The 20430-nt window shown below is 70.0% G+C and carries 18 protein-coding genes and 1 pseudogene; 6 read left to right on the top strand and 13 right to left on the bottom strand.

The features are described from left to right. The first annotated feature begins 276 nt into the window (after nt 1–276). Both ACWDR3_RS23005 and ACWDR3_RS23000 read left to right on the top strand, forming a co-directional pair. Nucleotides 277–1290 (top strand): acyl-CoA desaturase, encoded by a 1014-nt coding sequence (locus ACWDR3_RS23005; protein WP_450354402.1) that lies wholly within the window; start codon nt 277–279, stop codon nt 1288–1290. Continuing rightward, nucleotides 1287–1964, top strand: a complete 678-nt coding sequence (locus ACWDR3_RS23000; RefSeq protein WP_124003795.1) for a TetR/AcrR family transcriptional regulator — start codon at nt 1287–1289, stop codon at nt 1962–1964. Before ACWDR3_RS23005 ends, ACWDR3_RS23000 begins: the two co-directional genes overlap by 4 nt. Nucleotides 1965–2098: 134 nt before the next feature. Here the strand turns inward: ACWDR3_RS23000 and ACWDR3_RS22995 are convergent, their stop codons facing one another. The 3 genes and pseudogenes from ACWDR3_RS22995 to ACWDR3_RS22985 all read right to left on the bottom strand — a co-directional run bounded on the left by ACWDR3_RS22995 (nt 2099) and on the right by ACWDR3_RS22985 (nt 3522). Then, nucleotides 2099–2272 carry a CsbD family protein gene (locus tag ACWDR3_RS22995; protein WP_450354401.1) on the bottom strand — a complete coding sequence of 58 codons (174 nt, stop codon included), beginning with the start codon at nt 2270–2272 and terminating at the stop codon, nt 2099–2101. Between the two features lie 81 nt (nt 2273–2353). Further along, nucleotides 2354–2707: pseudogene (locus ACWDR3_RS22990) on the bottom strand (glyoxalase); the annotation flags it as partial. A gap of 2 nt (nt 2708–2709) precedes the next feature. Beyond that, complete coding sequence (locus ACWDR3_RS22985; RefSeq protein ID WP_450354400.1) at nt 2710–3522, bottom strand: trans-aconitate 2-methyltransferase; 813 nt, start codon at nt 3520–3522, stop codon at nt 2710–2712. A gap of 89 nt (nt 3523–3611) precedes the next feature. Here ACWDR3_RS22985 and tamR point away from each other — a divergent pair, with 89 nt between their 5' ends. Next, nucleotides 3612–4109, top strand: coding sequence for a MarR family transcriptional regulator TamR (gene tamR, locus ACWDR3_RS22980; RefSeq protein WP_450354399.1), 498 nt, complete (start codon nt 3612–3614; stop codon nt 4107–4109). Between the two features lie 75 nt (nt 4110–4184). On the opposite strand, the gene ACWDR3_RS22975 is transcribed toward tamR, so the two are convergent. Beyond that, nucleotides 4185–4958 carry a LuxR C-terminal-related transcriptional regulator gene (locus ACWDR3_RS22975; RefSeq protein WP_450354398.1) on the bottom strand — a complete coding sequence of 258 codons (774 nt, stop codon included), beginning with the start codon at nt 4956–4958 and terminating at the stop codon, nt 4185–4187. 258 nt (nt 4959–5216) lie between these two features. On the opposite strand from ACWDR3_RS22975, the gene ACWDR3_RS22970 reads away from it, so the two are divergent. Then, nucleotides 5217–5672 (top strand): GNAT family N-acetyltransferase, encoded by a 456-nt coding sequence (locus ACWDR3_RS22970; protein WP_450354413.1) that lies wholly within the window; start codon nt 5217–5219, stop codon nt 5670–5672. Here the strand turns inward: ACWDR3_RS22970 and galK are convergent. From galK to galT, 3 genes are read right to left on the bottom strand one after another with little or no spacing between them, the layout of a single operon-like run. Further along, nucleotides 5665–6819: a galactokinase gene (gene galK / locus ACWDR3_RS22965; protein ID WP_450354397.1), complete on the bottom strand. Its 1155-nt coding sequence runs from the start codon at nt 6817–6819 to the stop codon at nt 5665–5667. The genes ACWDR3_RS22970 and galK overlap by 8 nt on opposite strands. Further along, nucleotides 6819–7784, bottom strand: coding sequence for a UDP-glucose 4-epimerase GalE (gene galE, locus ACWDR3_RS22960; RefSeq protein ID WP_450354396.1), 966 nt, complete (start codon nt 7782–7784; stop codon nt 6819–6821). Before galE ends, galK begins: the two co-directional genes overlap by 1 nt. Then, a complete protein-coding gene (gene galT, locus ACWDR3_RS22955; protein ID WP_450354395.1) occupies nt 7781–8842 on the bottom strand; it encodes a galactose-1-phosphate uridylyltransferase in 1062 nt (353 codons plus the stop codon). Before galT ends, galE begins: the two co-directional genes overlap by 4 nt. A gap of 125 nt (nt 8843–8967) precedes the next feature. On the opposite strand from galT, the gene ACWDR3_RS22950 reads away from it, so the two are divergent. Together ACWDR3_RS22950 and ACWDR3_RS22945 are read left to right on the top strand one after the other, a co-directional pair. Further along, nucleotides 8968–10677: a sodium:solute symporter family protein gene (locus ACWDR3_RS22950; protein WP_450354394.1), complete on the top strand. Its 1710-nt coding sequence runs from the start codon at nt 8968–8970 to the stop codon at nt 10675–10677. A gap of 21 nt (nt 10678–10698) precedes the next feature. Then, nucleotides 10699–11013 carry a hypothetical protein gene (locus ACWDR3_RS22945; protein ID WP_450354393.1) on the top strand — a complete coding sequence of 105 codons (315 nt, stop codon included), beginning with the start codon at nt 10699–10701 and terminating at the stop codon, nt 11011–11013. A 78-nt stretch (nt 11014–11091) separates the two neighbouring features. Here the strand turns inward: ACWDR3_RS22945 and ACWDR3_RS22940 are convergent, their stop codons facing one another. From ACWDR3_RS22940 to ACWDR3_RS22915, 6 genes are all read right to left on the bottom strand, one after another. Further along, nucleotides 11092–11784 carry a helix-turn-helix transcriptional regulator gene (locus ACWDR3_RS22940; protein WP_450354392.1) on the bottom strand — a complete coding sequence of 231 codons (693 nt, stop codon included), beginning with the start codon at nt 11782–11784 and terminating at the stop codon, nt 11092–11094. Nucleotides 11785–12036: 252 nt separating this feature from the next. Further along, nucleotides 12037–13854: an outer membrane protein assembly factor BamB family protein gene (locus ACWDR3_RS22935; protein WP_450354391.1), complete on the bottom strand. Its 1818-nt coding sequence runs from the start codon at nt 13852–13854 to the stop codon at nt 12037–12039. A 58-nt stretch (nt 13855–13912) separates the two neighbouring features. Next, nucleotides 13913–15766 (bottom strand): outer membrane protein assembly factor BamB family protein, encoded by a 1854-nt coding sequence (locus ACWDR3_RS22930; protein ID WP_450354390.1) that lies wholly within the window; start codon nt 15764–15766, stop codon nt 13913–13915. 189 nt (nt 15767–15955) lie between these two features. Next, entirely contained in the window at nt 15956–17758 is a 1803-nt protein-coding gene (locus tag ACWDR3_RS22925) for an ABC-F family ATP-binding cassette domain-containing protein (RefSeq protein ID WP_450354389.1), read from the bottom strand. 71 nt (nt 17759–17829) lie between these two features. Then, nucleotides 17830–18921, bottom strand: a complete 1092-nt coding sequence (locus ACWDR3_RS22920; RefSeq protein ID WP_450354388.1) for a peptidoglycan recognition protein family protein — start codon at nt 18919–18921, stop codon at nt 17830–17832. A gap of 184 nt (nt 18922–19105) precedes the next feature. After that, nucleotides 19106–20374 carry a hypothetical protein gene (locus ACWDR3_RS22915; RefSeq protein ID WP_450354387.1) on the bottom strand — a complete coding sequence of 423 codons (1269 nt, stop codon included), beginning with the start codon at nt 20372–20374 and terminating at the stop codon, nt 19106–19108. Between the last annotated feature and the right edge of the window lie 56 nt (nt 20375–20430).

The raw sequence follows: 20430 nt of genomic DNA, 5'->3' as shown, positions 1-20430 counted from the left end.
GAACCCGGCCGACCGGGGCCGTGCGGCGAGCTGCCGCATACGACCCTGACATCCGGGAAGGAATCAGAGCGGACCGCGCTGTCCGACCGACTCCAAGGATAGGTGTCCATGCGGACGCGCAGACTGTCGGGCTCCTTGCCGCCCGGCCACGCACTGCCATACTTACGATGCCGTAGGTTACGGAACCGTAGGGACTGTTGTAACGGAGCCCGGGCAAGGTTCCCGCTGCCGTCCCGGCACAACCTCTCCACCATCGACCCCACAGGGGACGCCACCATGTCCACAAGTTCCGATGTGATCGACGACGCCCCGAAGGCGAACAACGACACCCCCCTTCCCCCAGCGACCCTCGGCGGTGAGAAGAAGGGGACGGTCGAGCAGCTCGCCCTTCTCCTCTTCATCGTCGTGCCCTTCCTGGCCCTCGTCGCGTCGGTGCCGCTCGCCTGGAGCTGGGGCGGTGTGAGCTGGCTCGACCTCGGGCTGCTCGTCTTCTTCTACTACCTCGGCTGCCACGGCGTGACGATCGGCTTCCACCGCTACTTCACCCACGGTTCCTTCAAGGCCAAGCGCCCGCTGCGGATCGCGCTCGCCATCGCCGGTTCGATGGCGGTGGAGGGCCCGCTGGTGCGCTGGGTGGCCGACCACCGCAAGCACCACAAGTTCTCCGACGCGGAGGGCGACCCGCACTCCCCGTGGCGCTTCGGCGAGACCCTGCCGGCGCTGATGAAGGGCCTGTGGTGGGCGCACATCGCCTGGATGTTCGACGAGGAGCGGACCCCGCAGGACAAGTACGCGCCGGATCTGATCAAGGACACGGCGATCCGCACGATCTCCCGGCAGTTCATCTACTGGACGATGCTCTCCCTCGCCCTGCCCGCCCTGATCGGCGGTCTGGTGACGATGTCCTGGTGGGGTGCCTTCACGGGCTTCTTCTGGGGATCGCTCGTGCGGGTGGCGCTGCTGCACCACGTGACCTGGTCGATCAACTCGATCTGCCACGCGGTCGGCAAGCGCCCCTTCAAGTCGCGGGACCGCTCGGGCAACGTGTGGTGGCTCGCGGTGCTGTCCTGCGGTGAGTCCTGGCACAACCTGCACCATGCCGACCCGACCTCCGCGCGGCACGGTGTGATGCGCGGCCAGGTGGACTCCTCGGCGCGCATCATCCGCTGGTGCGAGCAGCTCGGCTGGGCCTACGACGTGCGCTGGCCGTCACGCTCGCGTATCGATTCCCGCCGGAACACCGACCAGGACGGCTCCCGGCGCGGGAGGGAAACCGCCGAGGCGGCATGATTGACGCCGTGGCGACCGACTCCAGCAGCACCCCGAGCAATGAAAAGCCGCGGCGTGCCCGCCGCACCCGGATGACGGGTGCCGAGCGTCGCCAGCAGCTGCTGGAGATCGGCCGCACCCTGTTCGCCGCCAAGGGCTTCGAGGGCACGTCGGTGGAGGAGATCGCGGCGAAGGCCGGGGTCTCCAAGCCGGTGGTGTACGAGCACTTCGGCGGCAAGGAGGGCCTGTACGCGGTGGTCGTGGACCGCGAGATGCGCCGCCTCCTGGACATGGTGACCAGCTCCCTCACCGCCGGCCACCCCCGCGAACTGTGCGAACAGGCCGCCTTCGCGCTCCTCGACTACATCGAGGAGTACACGGACGGCTTCCGCATCCTGGTCCGCGACTCCCCCATCCCCCAGTCGACGGGTTCCTTCGCGTCCCTGATCTCCGACATCGCCACGCAGGTCGAGGACATCCTGGGCCGCGAGTTCAAGAACCGCGGCTTCGACTCCAAGCTGGCTCCCCTCTACGCGCAGGCCCTGGTCGGCATGGTCGCGCTGACCGGCCAGTGGTGGCTGGACGTCCGCCGCCCGAAGAAGGCGGAGGTCGCCGCCCATCTGGTCAACCTGGCCTGGCACGGCCTGGACGGCCTGGAGGCGAAGCCGCACCTGATAGGGCGCCGCAAGAGCTGAACGCCCGCGCAAAGAAGTGCGTGAGGAAGCAAGGCGCGTACGAGAAGGCGGGCCCCTGCCGTCCCAGGCAGGGGCCCGCCTTGTTTCCCCGGCGCCGGCCCTACAGTGCTCGACCGCATCGGCGCCCGAGCACGTCAGTCCTTGAAGACGTCCTTGACCTTCTCCTTGGCCTGGCGGGCGTCGCCCTTGGCCTGCTCGGCACGGCCCTCTGCGGTCATCCGCTCGTTGCCGACGGCGCGGCCGACGGTCTCCTTGGCCTTGCCCTTCATCTGCTCGGCCTTGGCCTTGCCCTTCTGCTCTTCAGCCACCGTTCATCACTCCAAAGATCGGTCGGATTCCGGTGTCGCACTCCGGGTGACCGCCGAGCCGCCGGGCAAACCTCGATCGCGCGGTTCAAGGAACTCCAGCCGGTTGCCGACCGGGTCGTCCGCGTAGAAGCGCAGGTGCTCCGGGAGGTCGTCGTCCCAGGTCACCGCCACTCCATGCGCCACCAGCCGGGCCGCGTACGCCTCGATGCCGGTGACGCGCAGACCCGGGTGCGCCTTCCTGGCGGGCCTGAAGCCGTCCTCGATCCCCAGGTGCAGCCGCACGGCCCCGGCCTCGAACCAGCACCCGCCGCGCGCCGCGAGCACCGGCGGCTTGGGCACCTCGGCCATGCCGAGGACGTCGACGTAGTAGCCGCGCAGCAGGTCCTCGGAGCCGGGCGGGGCGGCGAGCTGGACGTGGTCGACGGCGACGAGCACGGTCAGTCCTTCTTCCGGGCGACCGCGAAGATACGGCGGAAGGGGAACGGGGTGCCGTGCTCGGTCGCCGGATAGGCCTCGCGCAGGGCGGCCCGGTATTCGGCGAGGAACGCGTCCCGCGCGGGCGGGTCGTCGGCGAGAGCGGTGAGGACGGGCCGCAGCCCGGTCCCCTTCACCCAGTCGAGCACCGGGTCCTCGCCGCTCAGGAGATGGACGTACGTCGTCTCCCACACGTCGGCCGAAGCGCCCAGCGCGGTCAGCCGCTCCAGGTAGGTCTCCGGTGCGAGCACGGCGTCGTCGTGGCGGAGGGTCTCGGCGAGGCGGTCGCGGAAGGGGGCGGAGTGGGCCAGGTCGCGCATCAGCTGGTGGCTGGGGGCCGAGAAGTTGCCGGGGACCTGGAAGGCGAAGGTGCCGCCGGGGGCGAGGGCGGCGATCCAGTCGGCGAAGCGGTCGACGTGTCCGGGGACCCACTGGAAGGTGGCGTTGCTGACGATCAGGTCGTACGTGCCCTCGGGCGCCCAGGTGCGGACGTCGGCGTAGGAGAAGTCCAGGCGCCCGCCGCCGGGTGTCGCGCCCTCGTACTCCACGAGCGCCTTGTCGAGCATCTCGGGCGAGTTGTCGTAGCCGACGATGTGCGCGGCCGGCCAGCGCTCGGCGAGCAGGGCGGTCATGTTGCCGGGGCCGCAGCCCAGGTCCGCGACGCGGGGTGCGGGTGACGGCGGGTCCTGGATGCGGGCGAGGAGGTCGGTGAAGGGGCGGGCGCGGTGGTCGGCGTGGCGGAGGTACTGGGCGGGGTCCCAGGTGGGTGAGGTCATGACGTCCACCTTCCCCGCCCATATATCTTGATGTCAAGAGACTTGACTTCAAGAGACTTCACGTCGACACAACCACTACACTGATCGTCATGGAGGACGAGGTCGATCGGCTGGTCGCAGCATGGCGCCGGGAGCGCCCGGACCTCGACGTGGAGCCGCTGGAAGTGCTCAGCCGGGTGAGCAGGCTGGCCCGGCACCTTGATCGGGCGCGTCGGCTGGCCTTCGCCGAACACAGCCTGGAGCCCTGGGAGTTCGACGTACTGACCGCGCTCAGGCGCGCGGGCACGCCGTATCAACTCTCGCCGGGGCAGTTGCTGACGCAGACTCTGGTCACCTCGGGCACGATGACCAACCGGATCGACCGGCTGGCCCAGAAGGGCCTGGTGGAGCGGCTGCCCGACCCGAGCGACCGGCGCGGGGTGCTGGTCCGGCTGACCGACGAGGGCCAGGACCGCGCGGACCAGGCCCTGGCCGGCCTACTCGCTCAGGAACGCGCGATCCTCGCGGAGCTGTCACGTTCACAGCGCGGCGAACTGGCGGGCCTGCTGCGGCAGCTGACGGCGCCGTTCGACAACATCCCCGGCTGAGCCGAGCGTTGGCGTTGGGCCGGAAAGACCCTGGCCCTGGTCAGGCACAGGGTCCCGGCCAGGCACAGGTCCCGGTCACGCCGTGTGGGTCTCCTCCGCCCCGATGCGGGTCGTCGGTTCCAGGTCGACCGGGCCTACCCCTGCCCTGCGCGCGAGCGCCACCGCGGCGAGGGTGGAGTGGACGCCCAGTTTGCCCAGGACGTTCTGCATATGGGTGCGGACGGTGTGCGGGGAGAGGAACAGGCGCTCGGCGACGGCCTTGCGGCCGAGTCCGGCGACCATGCAGCGCAGCACTTCGCGCTCCCTCGGCGTGAGGGACTCCACCAGCCGTTCGCTCTCGGTGCGGTGCTTGCGCGCCGCCGTGAGCTCCCGCAGGACACCCGTGAGCAGCGCCGGCGGCAGATGGGTCTCGTCGCGCAGCACCCCCCGGATGACCGTGAGCAGCCGGGACAGCGAGCAGTCCTTCGCCACCCATCCCGACGCCCCGGCCTGCAGGGCCAGTGCGGCCCGCCGGGGATCGTCCTTCTCGGCCAGGACGACGATCCGGACGCCCGGCTGGGCGGTGCGGACGCCGGCGACGAGAGAGATCCCGTCCACCAGCCCGTCCTCGCCGGCTTCCTGGAGCGGCACCGCGGGCCGGACCCCCGGCACGTTGCCCCCCAGGTCCGAGTCGACGAGCAGCACGTCGTAGCGGCGCCCCTCGGCGGCGGCGCGCTCCAGACTGCGCAGCGCCGCGGGACCGCTGCCGGCGGCGGAGACGTCGACATCGGGCTCTGCGGCCAGTGCCGCGGCGAGCGACTCGGCGAAGATGCGATGGTCGTCGACGACCAGCACACGGATGCGAACCACGAAACCCCCTTCCCCAAGCTCTCGAAGAGCAGGGGATACCCCATCGTCGGGAGACGACACGGGCGCAGGTACGACGCCCGAAGCGCGATGGCTGTGCACGGCCGCCGCCATGCGAGAACTGCTACCCCCACTTCGGGTGCCGTACCCGACTTGTCTCGCCCCCTGATCTGCACCGGCCCCCACCGGTGCCGTTCATCAGGGTACGGCTGGGGGGCGGGAGCGGAAGGTAATTTGCAGAACTGGTTGGCCAGCGCGTTTATGGTGAGCCGCATGTTTCGTCTTGAGACAGAAATCGACAGGGCTCGACGCGATCTTCTCCGTTCCCGGCTCCGGGACACCAACACGGCCGCCTCACCGGTGCTGCGCGCGCTGCGCGGAACGCCCGCGGAACGTGAACTTCCGCTCCATGTCTGGGCGTTGGACGAGGCGGACGCGCTCGCCGGCGGCCTGGTCGGCCACACCTGGACGAGCTGGCTGCACGTGACGTACCTGTGGGTCGACGACCGCCACCGCGGCGCGGGCCTCGGCTCCAAACTCCTCGAAACCGCGGAGCGCATCGCACGCGAGGAGCGGGGCTGTACGGCGGCCCGGCTGGAGACGTGGGACTTCCAGGCGCCGGAGTTCTACAAGAAGCAGGGGTACGACGTGGTGTGCGTGATCCCCGACTATCCGCCGGGGATCACCGAGTACACCTTGACCAAGCGGCTCAGCTGAGCCGGCGCGCGCCCGGCGAGGGCACCGCCTCGAACACCCGCGGCGCGAGGAACCCGGCCGCGGCGAAGGCCTCTTCGACGGCCTTGGTGATGGTGTCCACGTCGGCGGTCTCCGCCAGCACGATCGCCGAGCCGCCGAAGCCGCCGCCGGTCATCCGGGCGCCGAGCGCGCCGGAGGCGACGGCCGTGTCGACGACGAGGTCCAGCTCAGGGCAGGAGACCTGGAAGTCGTCCCGCAGCGAGGCGTGACCGGCGACCAGCACCGGGCCGATCGCGCGGGTCTCCCCCGCCTCCAGGAGCGCGACCACCTTCTCCACCCGCTCGTCCTCGGTGACGACGTGCCGGACCAGCCGGACCACTTCCTCGTCGTCGCCGATCCGGGCGAGGGCCGCGTCCAACTCGTCGTACGGGATGTCCCGCAGGGCGTCCACGCCGAGCAGCGCCGCGCCCTTCTCGCAGCCCGCGCGCCGCTTGCCGTACTCGCCCTCGCTGTGCGAGTGCTTGACCCGGGTGTCGACGACCAGCAGGCGCATGCCCTCGGCCGCGAGGTCGAAGGGGATCTGCTTCTGCGAGAGGTCCCGGGTGTCGAGGAACAGGGCGTGGCCCTCCTCGCAGCACGCGGACGCGGTCTGGTCCATGATGCCGACCGGGGCACCGACGTAGACGTTCTCCGCGCGCTGGCACAGGCGGGCCAACTGCCAGCGCTTGAGGCCCAGTTCGTACAGGTCGTTGAGCGCGAGGGCGACAACGACCTCCAGGGCCGCCGACGAGGACAGACCCGCGCCCGCCGGGACCGTCGAGGCCAGATGGATGTCCGCGCCGGTCACCGGATGCCCGGCCTCGCGCAGCGCCCAGACGACACCCGAGGGGTACGCCGTCCAGTCGCGGTCGGCCTCGGGCACCAGGGCGTCGAGCGACAGCTCGACGACCCCGCTCTCGACGTCCGCGGAGTGCAGGCGCAGCACCCCGTCCGTGCGGCGCGAGACGGCGGCCACCGCGGTGTGCGGCAGCGCGAACGGCATCACGAAGCCGTCGTTGTAGTCGGTGTGCTCGCCGATCAGGTTGACCCGGCCCGGCGCCGCCCAGACGCCCTCCGGCTCGGTCCCGTACAGCCCGACGAAGTCCTCACGGACCTGCTCTGCCCCCACTACTGCTCCCTTGCGATCTGCTGCGCGAACTCCCAGGCGTCCGCGACGATACCCGCGAGATCCGCGCGGGACGGCTGCCAGCCCAGCTTCTCGCGGGCGGCCTCCGCCGAGGCCACCAGCGACGCCGGGTCGCCGCCCCGGCGCGGGGCCACCACCTCGGGGATCGGGTGCCCGGTGACCTGACGGACGGTCTCGATGACCTGGCGGACCGAGAAGCCCTCGCCGTTGCCCAGGTTGCAGATCAGGTGCTCGCCGGGGGTGGCGGCGGTCAGGGCGAGGAGGTGCGCCTCGGCCAGGTCGGCGACGTGGATGTAGTCGCGCACGCAGGTGCCGTCGGGCGTCGGGTAGTCGTCGCCGAAGACCGAGATGGCCTCGCGCCGGCCCTGGGCGACCTGGAGGACCAGCGGGATCAGGTGCGACTCGGGGTCGTGCCGCTCGCCCTGCGCGCCGTACGCGCCCGCCACGTTGAAGTAGCGCAGCGAGACCGCGCCCAGGCCGTGGGCCGCCGCCTCGCCGGTGATCATGTGGTCGACGGCGAGCTTGGAGGCGCCGTAGGGGTTGGTCGGGGCGGTGGGTGCCGTCTCGACGATCGGGACCTCGGTCGGCTCGCCGTAGGTGGCCGCCGTGGAGGAGAAGACCAGCTTGCGCACGCCGGCCTCGCGCATCGCGCCGAGCAGCGCCATGGAGCCGCCGACGTTGTTCTCCCAGTACTTCTCGGGCTTCACGACCGACTCGCCGACCTGCGAGAAGGCGGCGAAGTGCAGCACGCCCTCGTAGGAGGAGTCGAGCCACTTGGCGGCGTCACGGATGTCGCCCTCGACGAAGGCCGCCCCGGCCGGGACGCCCTCGCGGAAACCGGTGGACAGGTTGTCGAGGACGGTGACCTCGTGGCCCGCCTCCAGCAGATGCCGGGCGACCACGCTGCCGACGTACCCCGCGCCACCGGTCACCAAGTACTTGCTCATGAACTCGCTACCTCTCGCAGACGCTGGGCCGCGCGCTCCGGCGGCACGTCGTTGATGAACACGCTCATGCCGGACTCGGAGCCCGCGAGGAACTTCAGCTTGCCGGAGGTGCGGCGGATGGTGAAAAGCTCCAGGTGCAGCGCGAAGTCGTCCCGGCTGATGCCGTCGAACTCCGGCAGCGCGCCGAACGGCGCCTGGTGCCAGCCCGAGATGTAGGGCGTGGGCGGTTCACCTTCGCCGAAGATCCGGTCGAAGCGCCTCAAGAGTTCCAGATAGACCTGGGGGAACTCTGTGCGCGCCTCCTCGTCCAGACCGAGCAGATCGGGCACCCGGCGCTTGGGATACAGGTGGATCTCGTACGGCCAGTGCGCGGCGTACGGCACGAAGGCCGCCCAGTGTTCACTCTCCAGGACGACCCGCTCACCTGAGAGTTCACGCTTCAGGACGGCGTCGAAGAGGTTCTCCCCGCCGCTCGCCTTTTTGTGCTGCGCGAGTTGACGCAGCATCAGCGTGGTGCGAGGGGTGGTGAAGGGGTAGGCGTAGATCTGGCCGTGCGGGTGGCCGAGCGTCACGCCGATCTCCTCGCCGCGGTTCTCGAAACAGAACACCTGCTCCACGGAGGGGAGATGCGACAGCTCCGACGTACGGTCCGTCCACGCGTCGAGGACCAGCGCCGCCTGCTCCACGCTCAGGTCGGCGAAGGAGGCGTTGTGGTCGGACGTGAAGCACACGACCTCGCACCGCCCGGAGTCGCCGGCCAGCGAGGGGAAACGGTTCTCGAAGACCACGACGTCGTACGACGAGTCGGGGATCTCGCTCAGCCGGCCGTCCCGCGAGGGACACAGCGGGCACTCGTCGGCCGGCGGGTGATAGGTGCGGCCCTGGCGGTGCGAGGCGACGGCGATGGAGTCCCCGAGCAGCGGATCCCGACGGATCTCGGAGGACGTGACGGTCGGCTCCAGCGGGCGACGGTCCACGGCGTCCCGCACGGTGTCGTCGCGCAGATCGTAATAAATCAACTCGCGACCGTCGGCCAGCCGGGTCGAGGTCTTCTTCACTGCGGACTCCCGTTGTTCGAGCCAGCCAACCACCAAACAGAACCGAACACACCAAAACACAACTCACCACCTCAGTCAACATCACAATCAATCAAGGTGAGACAACGAACGTGTTGAATTACTGGGTGCAGAACCCCACATATGCCCCCGAGTCCCCCCATTCGACTGTGCAACTGGCAGCCGAGCTGCGACTCCCCACCAACTGGCTCGACTATCTGATCCTCGGCATCTACTTCGTCGTGGTGCTCGGCATCGGCTTCGCCGCCCGGCGCTCGGTGAAGACGAGCCTCGACTTCTTCCTCTCCGGCCGGTCGCTGCCGGCCTGGATCACCGGGCTCGCCTTCATCTCGGCGAACCTCGCCGCCACCGAGATCCTCGGCATGGCGGCCAACAGCGCGCAGTACGGCGCGTACACCGTGCACTGGTACTGGATCGGCGCCATCCCGGCCATGGTCTTCCTCGGCCTGGTGATGATGCCCTTCTACTACGGCAGCAAGGTCCGCTCGGTCCCCGAGATGCTGCTGCTGCGCTTCGACAAGGCCGCACACCTGCTGAGTTCGATCCTGTTCGCCTTCGCGGCCATCCTGATCGCCGGTGTGAACCTGTACGCCCTCGCGATCGTGGTCGAGGCGCTGCTGGGCTGGCCGCAGTGGGTGGCGATCCTCGTCGCCGGCTTCTTCGTGCTGGCGTACATCACCCTCGGCGGGCTTTCGTCCGCGATCTACAACGAGGTGCTGCAGTTCTTCGTGATCCTGGCCGCGCTCATCCCGCTCGTCGTGCTCGGCCTGAAGAAGGTCGGCGGCTGGGGCGGCCTGACCGACAAGCTGGACGCGAGCCACGGCCACAACTTCACCACCGCGTGGGGCGGCACCGGCATCGGCAGCACCAACCCGCTCGGCGCGAACTGGCTGACCATCGTGCTGGGCCTCGGCTTCGTGCTGTCCTTCGGCTACTGGACGACCAACTTCGCCGAGGTGCAGCGCGCGCTGTCCGCGAAGAACCTCTCCGCGGCCCGGCGCACCCCGCTCATCGCCGCGTACCCGAAGGTCTTCATCGTGTTCCTGGTGATGATCCCGGGCCTGGTGGCCGCGGCGCTCGTCCCGAAGATCGGCACCAGCGGCTCGGACCTCCAGTACAACGACGCGATCCCGTACCTGATGGAGCAGTTGCTGCCCAACGGTGTCCTCGGCATCGCGGTGACCGGACTGCTCGCCGCGTTCATGGCCGGTATGGCGGCCAACGTGTCGTCCTTCAACACGGTGTTCACCACCGACATCTGGGGCAAGTACGTCGTCACGGACCGCGAGGACGCGTACTACGTCCGCTTCGGCCGGCTGATCACGGTGATCGGTGTGGCGGCCTCGGTGGGCACGGCGTTCCTGGCGTCGTCCTTCTCCAACATCATGAGCTACCTCCAGACCCTGTTCTCCTTCTTCAACGTGCCGATGTTCGTGGTCTTCATCGTCGGCATGTTCTGGAAGCGGGCCACGCCGAAGTCCGGCTTCTGGGGGCTGCTCGCGGGCACGGTGACCGCGATGGTGAACTACTTCTGGATCTACAAGCAGGGGATCATCTCCATCCCCTCCGACCAGGGCGCGAACTTCGTCTCCGCGATCGCCGGCTTCGTGGCCGGTGCGGTGGTCATGTTCATCGTGTCCCTGTTCACCCAGCCCAAGCCGGCCGAAGAGCTCCAGGGCCTGGTCTACGGCACGACCTCGCCGGGCATGACGGAGGCTCCCGCGGAGGGTGACGACGCGTGGTACCGGCGGCCGGCTTTGCTCGGTTGGGGTGCCGTGATCCTGGCGGCCCTCTGCTACATCCCGTTCTCGTTCTAGTCGCGGGAGGATTGAGAGACCATGTCTGAACACTCAGGACACTCAGGGCACGACGTCCAGCGCGAGGTCAGTGAGCTGGAGGGCAAGTCGACGACGGCCTCTCGGCTGTTCGATCTTCGGCTCATCATCGGCGGGTTGTTCGTCGTCTACGGCGTGATCGTCACGATCGCCGGGATCAATCCGTCGGACTCGTCGCTGGACAAGTCCGAGGGGATCAACATCAACTTGTGGACCGGGATTGCGATGCTGCTGCTCGGCATCTTCTTCCTGGGTTGGGTGAAGCTTCGGCCGGTGCCTCCGGTGGAGATTGCGGAGGAGAAGGACGAGGGGGCTTAGATCGGTTGCCGGGTGCGGGGAGTTCGTGGCTGGTCGCGCCCGCGCGGCGGAGCCGCAAATCGATACAGCCCCGCGCCCTTAGGCGTCCGGGCCCGCTGAGTTGTTCAGCGGGCCCGCCCTGTCCAGCAGTCCCGTCCTTGCCGCCAGTGCCGCCGCCTCCAGCCTCGAACCCACCCCCAGCTTCATCAGGACCCTCTGCACATGCGTGCGGGCTGTGGATGGGGCGATGCCCATGCCGGCGGCGATCAGGCGGGTGTCCTCGCCGTCGGCCACGCGGACCAGGACCTCTACCTCCCTCGGGGTGAGCATCTGGAGCAGGCGTTGGCCCTCGTCGTCGGGCTGGGCCGCCGGGTTGAGGAGTTCACTGAAGGCGCCTTGCAGCAACTGCGGTGCTACGGCCGCTTCCCCGGCCCGCGCCTTCATGATCGCCCGCTCCACGCCCTCGATGCGCTCGTCATGGCGTACGTAGCCGGAGGCGCCCGCCGCGAAGGCCGCCGCGATGCCGCGTGGGCTCGGTACCGGGCCCAGGACCAGGACCGCCACCTGCGGGCGCTCGCGCTTGATCCGTACCACCGGGTCGAACATGCCCGGCTCGGCCGGTGTGGCCGTCCCCAGCAGGCACACCTCCGGTGCCCGGCTGATCACCAGTTCCGCCGCACCGGCGGCAGGTGCCGCCGCGGCCAGCACTCGGTGTCCCCGCAGCTTGAGCGCCGAGGCCAAGGCCTCGGCGAGCAATCGGTGGTCGTCGACCACCATCAGCCGCACTCCCATCGAGCAACCCCCCAGTCCCCCCAATGGATCCCCATGGACGCACGGAAGCCCCCCTCCGGCTCCCCCGCCCTCCATGACCCCGGAAGCTACACGCTTGTTCGACGTTGCGCTCCCCCTACCGGTGAGAAGTGCCCTGGATCGACGGATTTTCTGGCTTTCCACTCATTCGAAAGGTGATGAGCGGTACGCGCACGGCCCCGCCCCTGAGCAGGGGCGGGGCCGTCACGGAACCCAGGTGGTCCAGCCGCCGGTTCAGCCGCTCGTGCCGAAGGCGAGTGCCAGATACTCCTTGTCGCCCGCGGTGGACGAGGAGTCCGCGTAGACCGCCGACATGTAGAGGTGGCCCTGCCGGTAGATGATCTCGGAGTACTCCGGCAGCATCCGCGACTCGGCGTCGCGCACCGAGTCCGTCGCCGGGTTCTCCAGCAGCTTGGTCTCCTTGAAGGAGCCGCCGTCGAGGCTGACGATCTGGCCGCCCTTGTCGTAGGGCGGGCGCTTGTACGCGATCAGGTTGGCGCCGTCCATGCGCAGCGGGGTGATGGTGTAGCCGTCGCCCGCGTCGCCGCGCTGGCCGGTCTGCTTGCCGGTGGCGAGGTCGAAGACGACGACCTCGTTGCTCTGGCCGTGCTCGCCGCCGCTGTCGTGCTCCTCGGTCGGCACGTACAGCCGGTCGTTGCCGACCGCGAGGCCGGAGCAGTTCTCGATCCGGGAGATGCCGTCGCACTTGGCCGCGTACTGGTCGCCCGGCGCCGAGATGCGGGTGCGCAGCTTGCCGGTCTTGTTGTCGATGGAGAAGAAGTCCGAGATGCCGCTGCCGTCGCCCGCGGTGTCGCCGACGTCGGCCGCCACCACCAGCGGGTTCGTGGAGACCACGGCCGCGTACTCGATGCCGTCGGACATCTTGTATTCCGAGATCACCTTCCCGGACTTCGGGTCGATGGTCTGGATGTGCAGCTGCCGCTGGCCGTACGCGCCGCACTTGCGCACCGCGACCAGCTTCTCGCCGCCCGCGTACCCGGCGTCGTAGCAACTGTCGGTCGGCTTGGGCGCCCACAGGGACTTGCCGGTGGTGATGTCGAACGCGCCGCCGCCGCTGGTGCCGCCGACCGCGACCGTGTTCGCGCTGACGGTGACGTTGTCGAAGTTGATCGGGGTGTCACCGGTCTTGACCGTCTTGGTCCACAGCTTCTTGCCGGAGCCGAGGTCGAGCGCCGCGACCTGGCTGCAGCCGTGCGCCGGGTCGGCCTTGGTCGGCATGGCGGGCTCGTAGACGATCGCCGTCAGGCCGCCGTCGGTGGCGTACTTGCTGGACTGGCAGACCGGGCCCGGCAGTTTGATGGTCCAGAGCTTGGTGCCCTTGTCGGGGTCGTAGCCGTCGATCTCGGCGACACCGCTCTTGACGTACGCCTTGTCGGTGAGCCAGGAGCCGTTGACGGCCACGCTGTTGACGCCCTTGGCGACCTGCGGCTCGGGGACCTGGAAGAGGACCTGGGAGGCGGTGTTCGCGGGGACCTTCTCCTCGCCGCCGGTGGACGTGCCGCCGGTGTCGCCCTTGTCGTCCTTGCCGCCGGTGGGGCCGGCCGAGCTGGCCTGCTCGTCCTTCTTGTCGTCGTCCTTGCCGGACGAGGAGTACCAGATGCCGCCGCCGACGATCAGCGCGATCGCCACGACCGCCGACACGATGATCGCGACCTGCGCGTTGACCTTCCGGCCGCCGCCCGGCTGCCCCGGCTGCGGGTGCAGCGGCACGGTGGTCGGCTGCGGATAGCCGTAACCGGGCTGCTGGCCATAGGGGTTGGGCGGCTGACCGTACGGATTGGGCTGCTGGGCGTACGGGTTGGGCTGCTGGCCCGGGTAGCCGTACCCCGGCTGCTGCGGCGGCTGGGGTGCCTGCGGGGCGCCGAAGCCGGGCTGCTGCGGGGGCGCGGCCGGCGGGGCCTGGGGCGGCGGCGCCTGCGGGTGGCCGTAGCCGGGCGGCGGCTGCTGGGGCGGCTGCTGCGGCTGGTCCTGCGGTGGGCCGAAACCGGGCTGCTGCGGCGGCTGGTTGGGCGGTGGCGGCGGCTGGGTCATGACGTGAGTACCTCGGGGACGGGGACGGCGGCGGGTCGCGGGCGAAGGGAGGAAGGCGTCACTTGCCGTAGGCGAGCATCAACTTCTCCTTCGTGTCGTCGTTCCCGGACAGCCGTGTGGTCGCGAGATAGAAGCGCCCGTCGACCCAGTCGAAGATCTTGGAGTAGAAGCCGCTCTCGACGCCCGCGGTGCTCGCCGGGTTCTGCAGCAGCTTGACCGGCTTGTGCGACGAGCCGCCGGTGGGGATCGACACGACCTGGCCGCCGGTGGCGTAGGACGGCTCGACGTAGGCGAGGAGCTTGCCGCCCTCGGTGCGCAGCGGCAGCATCGACTCGTCCGCCGGGGACTTGACCCGCCACTTCTCCTTGCCGGTCGCCAGATTGATCGCGACGACGTCGTTCGGCCCGCCGGAGGCCTCGGTCGGCAGGTAGAGGGTGGTGGAGTCGACCGCCACGCCCTGGCAGCCCTGAAGGTCGCGCTGGAGGATCGCCCAGCCGCACGAGGGCGCGAAGTCCTCGTCGAAGCTGACCTGCGAGCGGAAGGTGCCGTTGGAGTTGAAGGTGGAGATGTTCCAGGCCTTCTTGTCCTCGTTGGTGCTGTAGACCACGACCGGGTCCACGGAGTACGTCCGCGCGACCCGCCAGCCCTTGTCGAACTTCTGGGTCCACCTGACCTTGCCGGTCTTCGGGTCCAACTCCTGCATCTCGTCGTGCTCGTTGTTCCCGGTGGCGTCGCAGGAGGCGACGGAGAGCAGCCTGCCGCCGCCCGCGAAGGCGGTCGGGAAGCAGGCGTTGCCGTACTTCGTCTTGTCGAACAGCTTCTTGCCGGTGCCGATGTCGAAGGCCACCCCGGACTGCGAGCGGCCCACCATCAGCGTCTTGCCGGTGATGGACATGCTGATGGTGATGGTGCTGTCGAACAGGGCGCCGTCGGCGAGCGTGGAGCTCCAGCCCTTGGCGCCGGTGTTCAGGTCGATCTGCTGGAGCTTGTTGCACTCGGCCCGGTCGCTCGCGCCGCTCTCGTAGGCCACCACGACCTTGTCGTCGGCCGACTTCTGCGGGGTGACCGCGCAGATCTTCTGCGGGAACGTCAGCGCGTCCCAAGTGGGGTTGCCGTCACCGACGTTGTAGGCGAAGAGCTGCTTGTACGCCGCCTTCACCACGGTCTTGTCGGTGATCCACAGGCCGGGTGCGTCGGCGCCGGAACCGGGCGCGTTCGGCGCCTCCTTGTACCAGAGCACCTTCGACTCGCCCGCCTTGCGGCCGGAGTTGAGGTCCTCGGGGTCGGCCCCGCCGTCGCCGCTGCCGTCACCGGGGTTGACCGGGGTGGACGCGGACGGCTTCGCGTCGTCGCTCTTCTGGGCGACCGGCTTCTTGTCCTTGTCGTCGTCGCCACCGCCGCTGGTGACGGCGAAGACCGCGCCGCCGATGAGGGCGAGCGCGACGACGGCCGCCCCGACGGCGAGCCCGGGCCTGCCCTTGAAGGGATTGCGGGAGCCGCCGACGGGGGGCGGCGGCATGCCGGGACCGCCCGGGTACTGGGGCTGCGGCGGATAGCCGTACCCCGGCTGGGCGCCGTAGGGACCCGGCTGCTGCGGCTGGCCGTAGGGACCGGGCTGCCCGTAGGGGCCCGGCTGTTGGGCGTACTGGCCGGGCTGCGCGTACGGGCCCGGCTGCTGCGGTTGGCCGTACGGTCCCGGCTGGCCGTAGGGGCCCGGCTGCTGAGGCGCCTGCGGGTAGCCGTAGCCGGGCTCGGGCGCGGCGGACGGCGGGCCCTGCGGAGGCGGCGGGGTCTGGGGCGGGCCCTGCGGGGGCGGGGGCGTCTGAGGCGGCTGCGGCTGGGGTGGCGGCGCGCCGAACGCACCTTGCGGCGGCTGCGGTGGCTGCTGCGGCTGGTCCGGCGGCTGGGTCATCAGCGCGTCTCCCCCTCGTTCACTGATTTTTAGCCACCCCGGGCTGTGTCGGGCCCGGAGTCGTCCTCAGAAAGTTCTCAGACGGCTCTTTCTATCACTCGGTGCCGACAACACATCGGGCCGGTTCAACCCCTGTTCCCAAGGGAGAACCGGCCCGTGATGCCGCCGTTACGCGCCTTCACTCACCCTTCACGCGTCCTCGGCGAGATCCAGCCAGCGCAGCTCCAGTTCATCGCGCTGCCCGGCGAGATCGCGGAGTTCGGCGTCCAGTTCGGCCACTTTCGCGAAGTCGGTGGAGTGCTCGGCGATCTGCGCGTGCAGCTTGGTCTCGCGCTCGGAGACCTTGTCCAACTGCCGCTCGATCTTCTGGAGTTCCTTCTTCGCGGCCCGCTGGTCGGCGGCGCTCTTCTCGGCCACGGGCTTCACCGTGACCGGTGCCGCGGCGGCGGCCGCCTCCTCCATCCGCTTGCGCCGCTCCAGGTACTCGTCGATGCCGCGCGGCAGCATCCGCAGGGTGGCGTCACCGAGCAGCGCGAAGACCCGGTCGGTGGTGCGTTCGACGAAGAACCGGTCGTGGGAGATGACGATCATCGAGCCGGGCCAGCCGTCGAGAAGATCCTCCAACTGGGTCAGCGTCTCGATGTCGAGGTCGTTCGTCGGCTCGTCGAGGAAGAGGACGTTGGGCTCGTCCATCAGCAGCCGCAGCAACTGGAGCCGGCGCCGCTCACCACCGGACAGGTCCCCGACCGGCGTCCACTGCTTCTCCTTGTTGAAGCCGAACGTCTCGCACAGCTGCCCGGCGGTCATCTCGCGCCCCTTGCCGAGGTCGACGCGCTCGCGGACCTGCTGAACGGCCTCCAGAACGCGCAGAGTCGGGCTCAGTTCGGCGACCTCCTGGGAGAGGTAGGCGAGCTTGACGGTCCGGCCGACGGTGACCCGGCCCGCGGCCGGCTGGGTCTCGCCCTCGCTGCGGGCGGCCTGGGCCATGGCCCGCAGCAGGGAGGTCTTGCCGGCGCCGTTCACCCCGACCAGGCCGATCCGGTCGCCGGGGCCAAGCTGCCAAGTGACGTGCTTCAGCAGCACCTTGGGGCCGGCCTGGACGGTGACGTCCTCCAGGTCGAAGACCGTCTTGCCCAGCCGCGAGGAGGCGAACTTCATCAGCTCGCTGGTGTCCCGGGGCGGCGGCACGTCCGCGATCAGCTCGTTGGCGGCCTCGACGCGGAAGCGCGGCTTGGAGGTCCGGGCGGGGGCGCCGCGGCGCAGCCAGGCCAGCTCCTTGCGGACCAGGTTCTGCCGCTTGGTCTCCTCGGTGGCGGCGATCCGCTCGCGCTCGGCCCGCGCGAAGACGTAGTCGGAGTAGCCGCCCTCGTACTCGAAGACGGAACCCTTCTGCACGTCCCACATGCGGGTGCAGACCTGGTCCAGGAACCACCGGTCGTGGGTCACGCAGACGAGGGCCGAGCGGCGCTCGCGCAGATGGCGGGCGAGCCAGGAGATGCCCTCGACGTCGAGGTGGTTGGTGGGCTCGTCCAGGACGATCAGGTCCTGGTCCTCGATCAGCAGCTTCGCGAGCGCGATCCGGCGCCGCTCGCCGCCGGAGAGGGGCGCGATGACGGTGTCCAGACCCTGCGGGAAGCCCGGCATGTCCAGCCCGCCGAACAGTCCGGTCAGTACGTCCCGGATCTTGGCGTTGCCCGCCCACTCGTGGTCGGCCATGTCCCGGATGACCTCGTGGCGGACGGTGGCCGTGGGGTCGAGCGAGTCGTGCTGGGTGAGCACGTCGAACCGCAGCCCGCCGGAGTGGGTGACACGCCCGGTGTCCGCCTCCTCCAGCTTGGCGAGCATCCGGATCAGCGTGGTCTTGCCGTCACCGTTGCGCCCCACGACCCCGATCCGGTCCCCTTCGGAGACACCGAGCGAGACACCGTCGAGCAGGGCACGGGTGCCGTACACCTTGCTGACGTTCTCGACATTGACCAGGTTGACGGCCATTTTGCTCCTGACAGGGGGGACGGTCAGCCACCCAGCCTAATGTGCACCGGGCGGCTGACGATCCGCGCAGGTCAGGAGGCCGCTGCCGTCCTGACCTCGGCCAGGAGGTCGTACATCGTCTGGCCCGGGCAGTCCGTCTGGAGCCAGTCGCGGTGGCCGGTGACCGTCTCGTTGTCCTTCTGCACGCCGTTGACCGGGTTGGTGTACGCGATCTTCGCCTGCGGGTCGAGGCCCTTGAAGCGGGCGATGACCTTGATCAGGCGGGTCAGCGAGGCCTTGGCCGCATCGGTCGGGGGCTGGTCGACGAGGGTGCCGATCAGGGCGATGCCGAGGTTGCCGGAGTTGAAGCCGGCGGTGTGGAAGGCGGTGACCACCTTGCCGTCGGGGTCGAAGGCGGGGACGCCGTCGTCGCCGGAGTAGCGGCCCTCGTAGACCGTGCCGTCCTCGTCGATCAGGAAGTGGTAGCCGATGTCGCCCCAGTCGAGGGTGACCGCGTGGTACTCGTAGATCGCGCGGACGGTCGCCGCCGGGTCGGGGTCGTTGTTCGGGGTGTCCGTGTGGTGGACCGTGATCGCCTGCAACGCGTAGTACGCCTCGGGCGAGTTGACCTTGCCGTCCTTGTACCGCTTCGACTCGTCGGCGCCCCACGCGGGCCGGGACAGATACTGCACGCCCCGCACGCGCGTGGCGTCCGTCGGCACCTTGAAGGTGCGGTCCGGGCCGCCCGTGGTGTCGATCGCGAGCGAGCGCAGCGCCGTCGTGGCGTCCGGTGCCTTCAGCGCGTACGCCGTGGCGCCGCCGGACGGGACCAGGGCCGTACCGCCGTCGTCGACGGTCGCGCAACCGCCGCCCAGGGTCTGCCAGTTCGCGTCGCCCGGGAAACGGATGCCGGCACCGTCCGGCGCACCGCTCCAGCGGACGCCGACATAGGTCGCGGAGAAGGCGGTCGTGGCCGTGCCGGTGCCGGTCGAGGCGGCGGACCGGGTCGCCGGGAACGACTCGGGCTTCGTACCGGCGTCGGTCTCGGTCTCACCGGACTCGGTGGCCGCGAAGACCGCCGGGGTGAGCGCGGCGCCACCGGCCACGGCCGCGGCGGTCCCGATCACGCCGCGCCGGGAGAGGTGGCGCTTCCTGCGGTGGGTGGGAGTGGGGGGTTCGGACACGTGCGTGGCCCTTCGGCTGTGCAGATGAGCTGTGCGTGAGGGGGTCGGCGTGGCGGAACTGACGCCTGGACGCCGACGCCTGAAGTGTCAACGACCCTATCCACCCCACCCGCCCCACCCGTACTGCGAACGCCGTACTTCCCTGTGGAGATCGGGCGAAGATCGGTCAGCCCGTGAGGAGCGGTCAGCCACGCTCCCGTTGGCGCAACTGATAGCGCCGCACCGCGTCCAGCAGCCAGGTGTCCAACCACTTCTCCCGGTCCACGGGACCGATGTGCCGCTCGGCCTCGACGCAGCGCGGATCGTCCTGCAGGGCGAGGCCGTACACCGCGTAGATCCGGATCATCTGCTCCTCGTGGTCGACGAGTTCGGCCAGCGCGTCGGCGATGCGAGGGTCGCGGCCCGGGTACTCGGCGAGCCAGTAGCCGGCCACCGCGCGGACCTGTGAATCGGGGTCGCGGGCGAGGGTGAGCACTGCCGAGAGACGCTCCGGGCGGACCAGCATGCACCTCTCGTCCCGCCGGAGGCCGATCGGGACCAGCATGCGGATCCGCGGGTCCGGATGCGCGAGGTGGGAGAGCAGCAGGGGCTCGATCTCCGGCCCCTCGCTCTGCGTCAGCGCGCTGAGCACCGCCGCCAGCACCTCGGTGTCCTCCTCGGCCGCGGCCCACGGCACCAGCACCTCGGGCCCGCGGGCCTCGAAGAGGTCGTCAGGGCCCAGGGGGTCGCTCCCCAGCCCCATGACCAGACACTTCAGCACGTCCGCCGCGAACAGGCGCCGCAGCCGGTCGGGGTGCCGGCCCAGGGCCACGGCGGCGGCCCAGGTCTCCTCGTCCATCCGGGCCGAGAGGACCAGCGACACCGTGGACCAGACGGCGTGATCCGGGTCGGGGTGCGCCAGAGCGCGCGCCACCAACTCGTCGAAGGGCGTGCGAACCCCGAAACTCGCCTCCAGCTTGCTCAGAATCCCCGCGTGTCCGTCACGCACGCTCACCCCACCGAGCGTGAACTGCTCCCAGTGACAGCACCAGCCGTAGTGCTCGCCCCGACTCCGCTCGACCGGTCCCGACTCGCCGGTCCTGCGCCGGAGTTCGGCCTCCGCGCCGGTCTCCGTCCACTGCCGGGCGCGGACGAGCAGTTCGGCTCGCGCGGCGGGCGAGAGATGGACGGGTTCCCGCAGGACGATGTCGGCCATGACGTCGGAACCGCCGTCCACCGCGCGCAGCAGCGGGGTGGTGCCGTCGGGGAGGGCGCGCAGCGGATCGGCGCCCGCCTCGACCAGCGCCTCGGCGACCGGTTCGTCGTACGCGTCGATGGCCAGGCACAGCACGGGCAGTCCGTCGACCACCGCCTCCGGGTCCGCGCCCGCGTGCAGCAGGTCCCTGACCTCGTCCACGTCACCACGCCGTACGGCGGCCACGAGCGCGTCCGTCGCGACCGGATCCTTCGTCAATTCCCCAACTCCCCAGTTCCCGGCGGAGCCTAGAGGGCCGCTACGGGACCCGGCAC

It is taken from the genome of Streptomyces sp. NPDC001002, from assembly GCF_053599215.1.
The sequence above is the reverse complement of the archived record's forward strand: the minus strand, read 5'-3'. Positions and strand labels throughout refer to the sequence as shown.

Excerpts from the sequence above, each read along its gene's own strand:
- ACWDR3_RS22970 (WP_450354413.1), top strand. The coding sequence starts at position 5,217 with ATGGTGAGCCGCATGTTTCGTCTTGAGACAGAAATCGACAGGGCTCGA.
- tamR (WP_450354399.1), top strand. The coding sequence starts at position 3,612 with ATGGAGGACGAGGTCGATCGGCTGGTCGCAGCATGGCGCCGGGAGCGC.
- ACWDR3_RS23000 (WP_124003795.1), top strand. The coding sequence starts at position 1,287 with ATGATTGACGCCGTGGCGACCGACTCCAGCAGCACCCCGAGCAATGAA.
- ACWDR3_RS22925 (WP_450354389.1), bottom strand. The coding sequence starts at position 17,758 with ATGGCCGTCAACCTGGTCAATGTCGAGAACGTCAGCAAGGTGTACGGC.
- ACWDR3_RS23005 (WP_450354402.1), top strand. The coding sequence starts at position 277 with ATGTCCACAAGTTCCGATGTGATCGACGACGCCCCGAAGGCGAACAAC.
- ACWDR3_RS22940 (WP_450354392.1), bottom strand. The coding sequence starts at position 11,784 with ATGGGAGTGCGGCTGATGGTGGTCGACGACCACCGATTGCTCGCCGAG.
- ACWDR3_RS22935 (WP_450354391.1), bottom strand. The coding sequence starts at position 13,854 with ATGACCCAGCCGCCGCCACCGCCCAACCAGCCGCCGCAGCAGCCCGGT.
- ACWDR3_RS22930 (WP_450354390.1), bottom strand. The coding sequence starts at position 15,766 with ATGACCCAGCCGCCGGACCAGCCGCAGCAGCCACCGCAGCCGCCGCAA.
- ACWDR3_RS22985 (WP_450354400.1), bottom strand. The coding sequence starts at position 3,522 with ATGACCTCACCCACCTGGGACCCCGCCCAGTACCTCCGCCACGCCGAC.
- ACWDR3_RS22945 (WP_450354393.1), top strand. The coding sequence starts at position 10,699 with ATGTCTGAACACTCAGGACACTCAGGGCACGACGTCCAGCGCGAGGTC.
- galE (WP_450354396.1), bottom strand. The coding sequence starts at position 7,784 with ATGAGCAAGTACTTGGTGACCGGTGGCGCGGGGTACGTCGGCAGCGTG.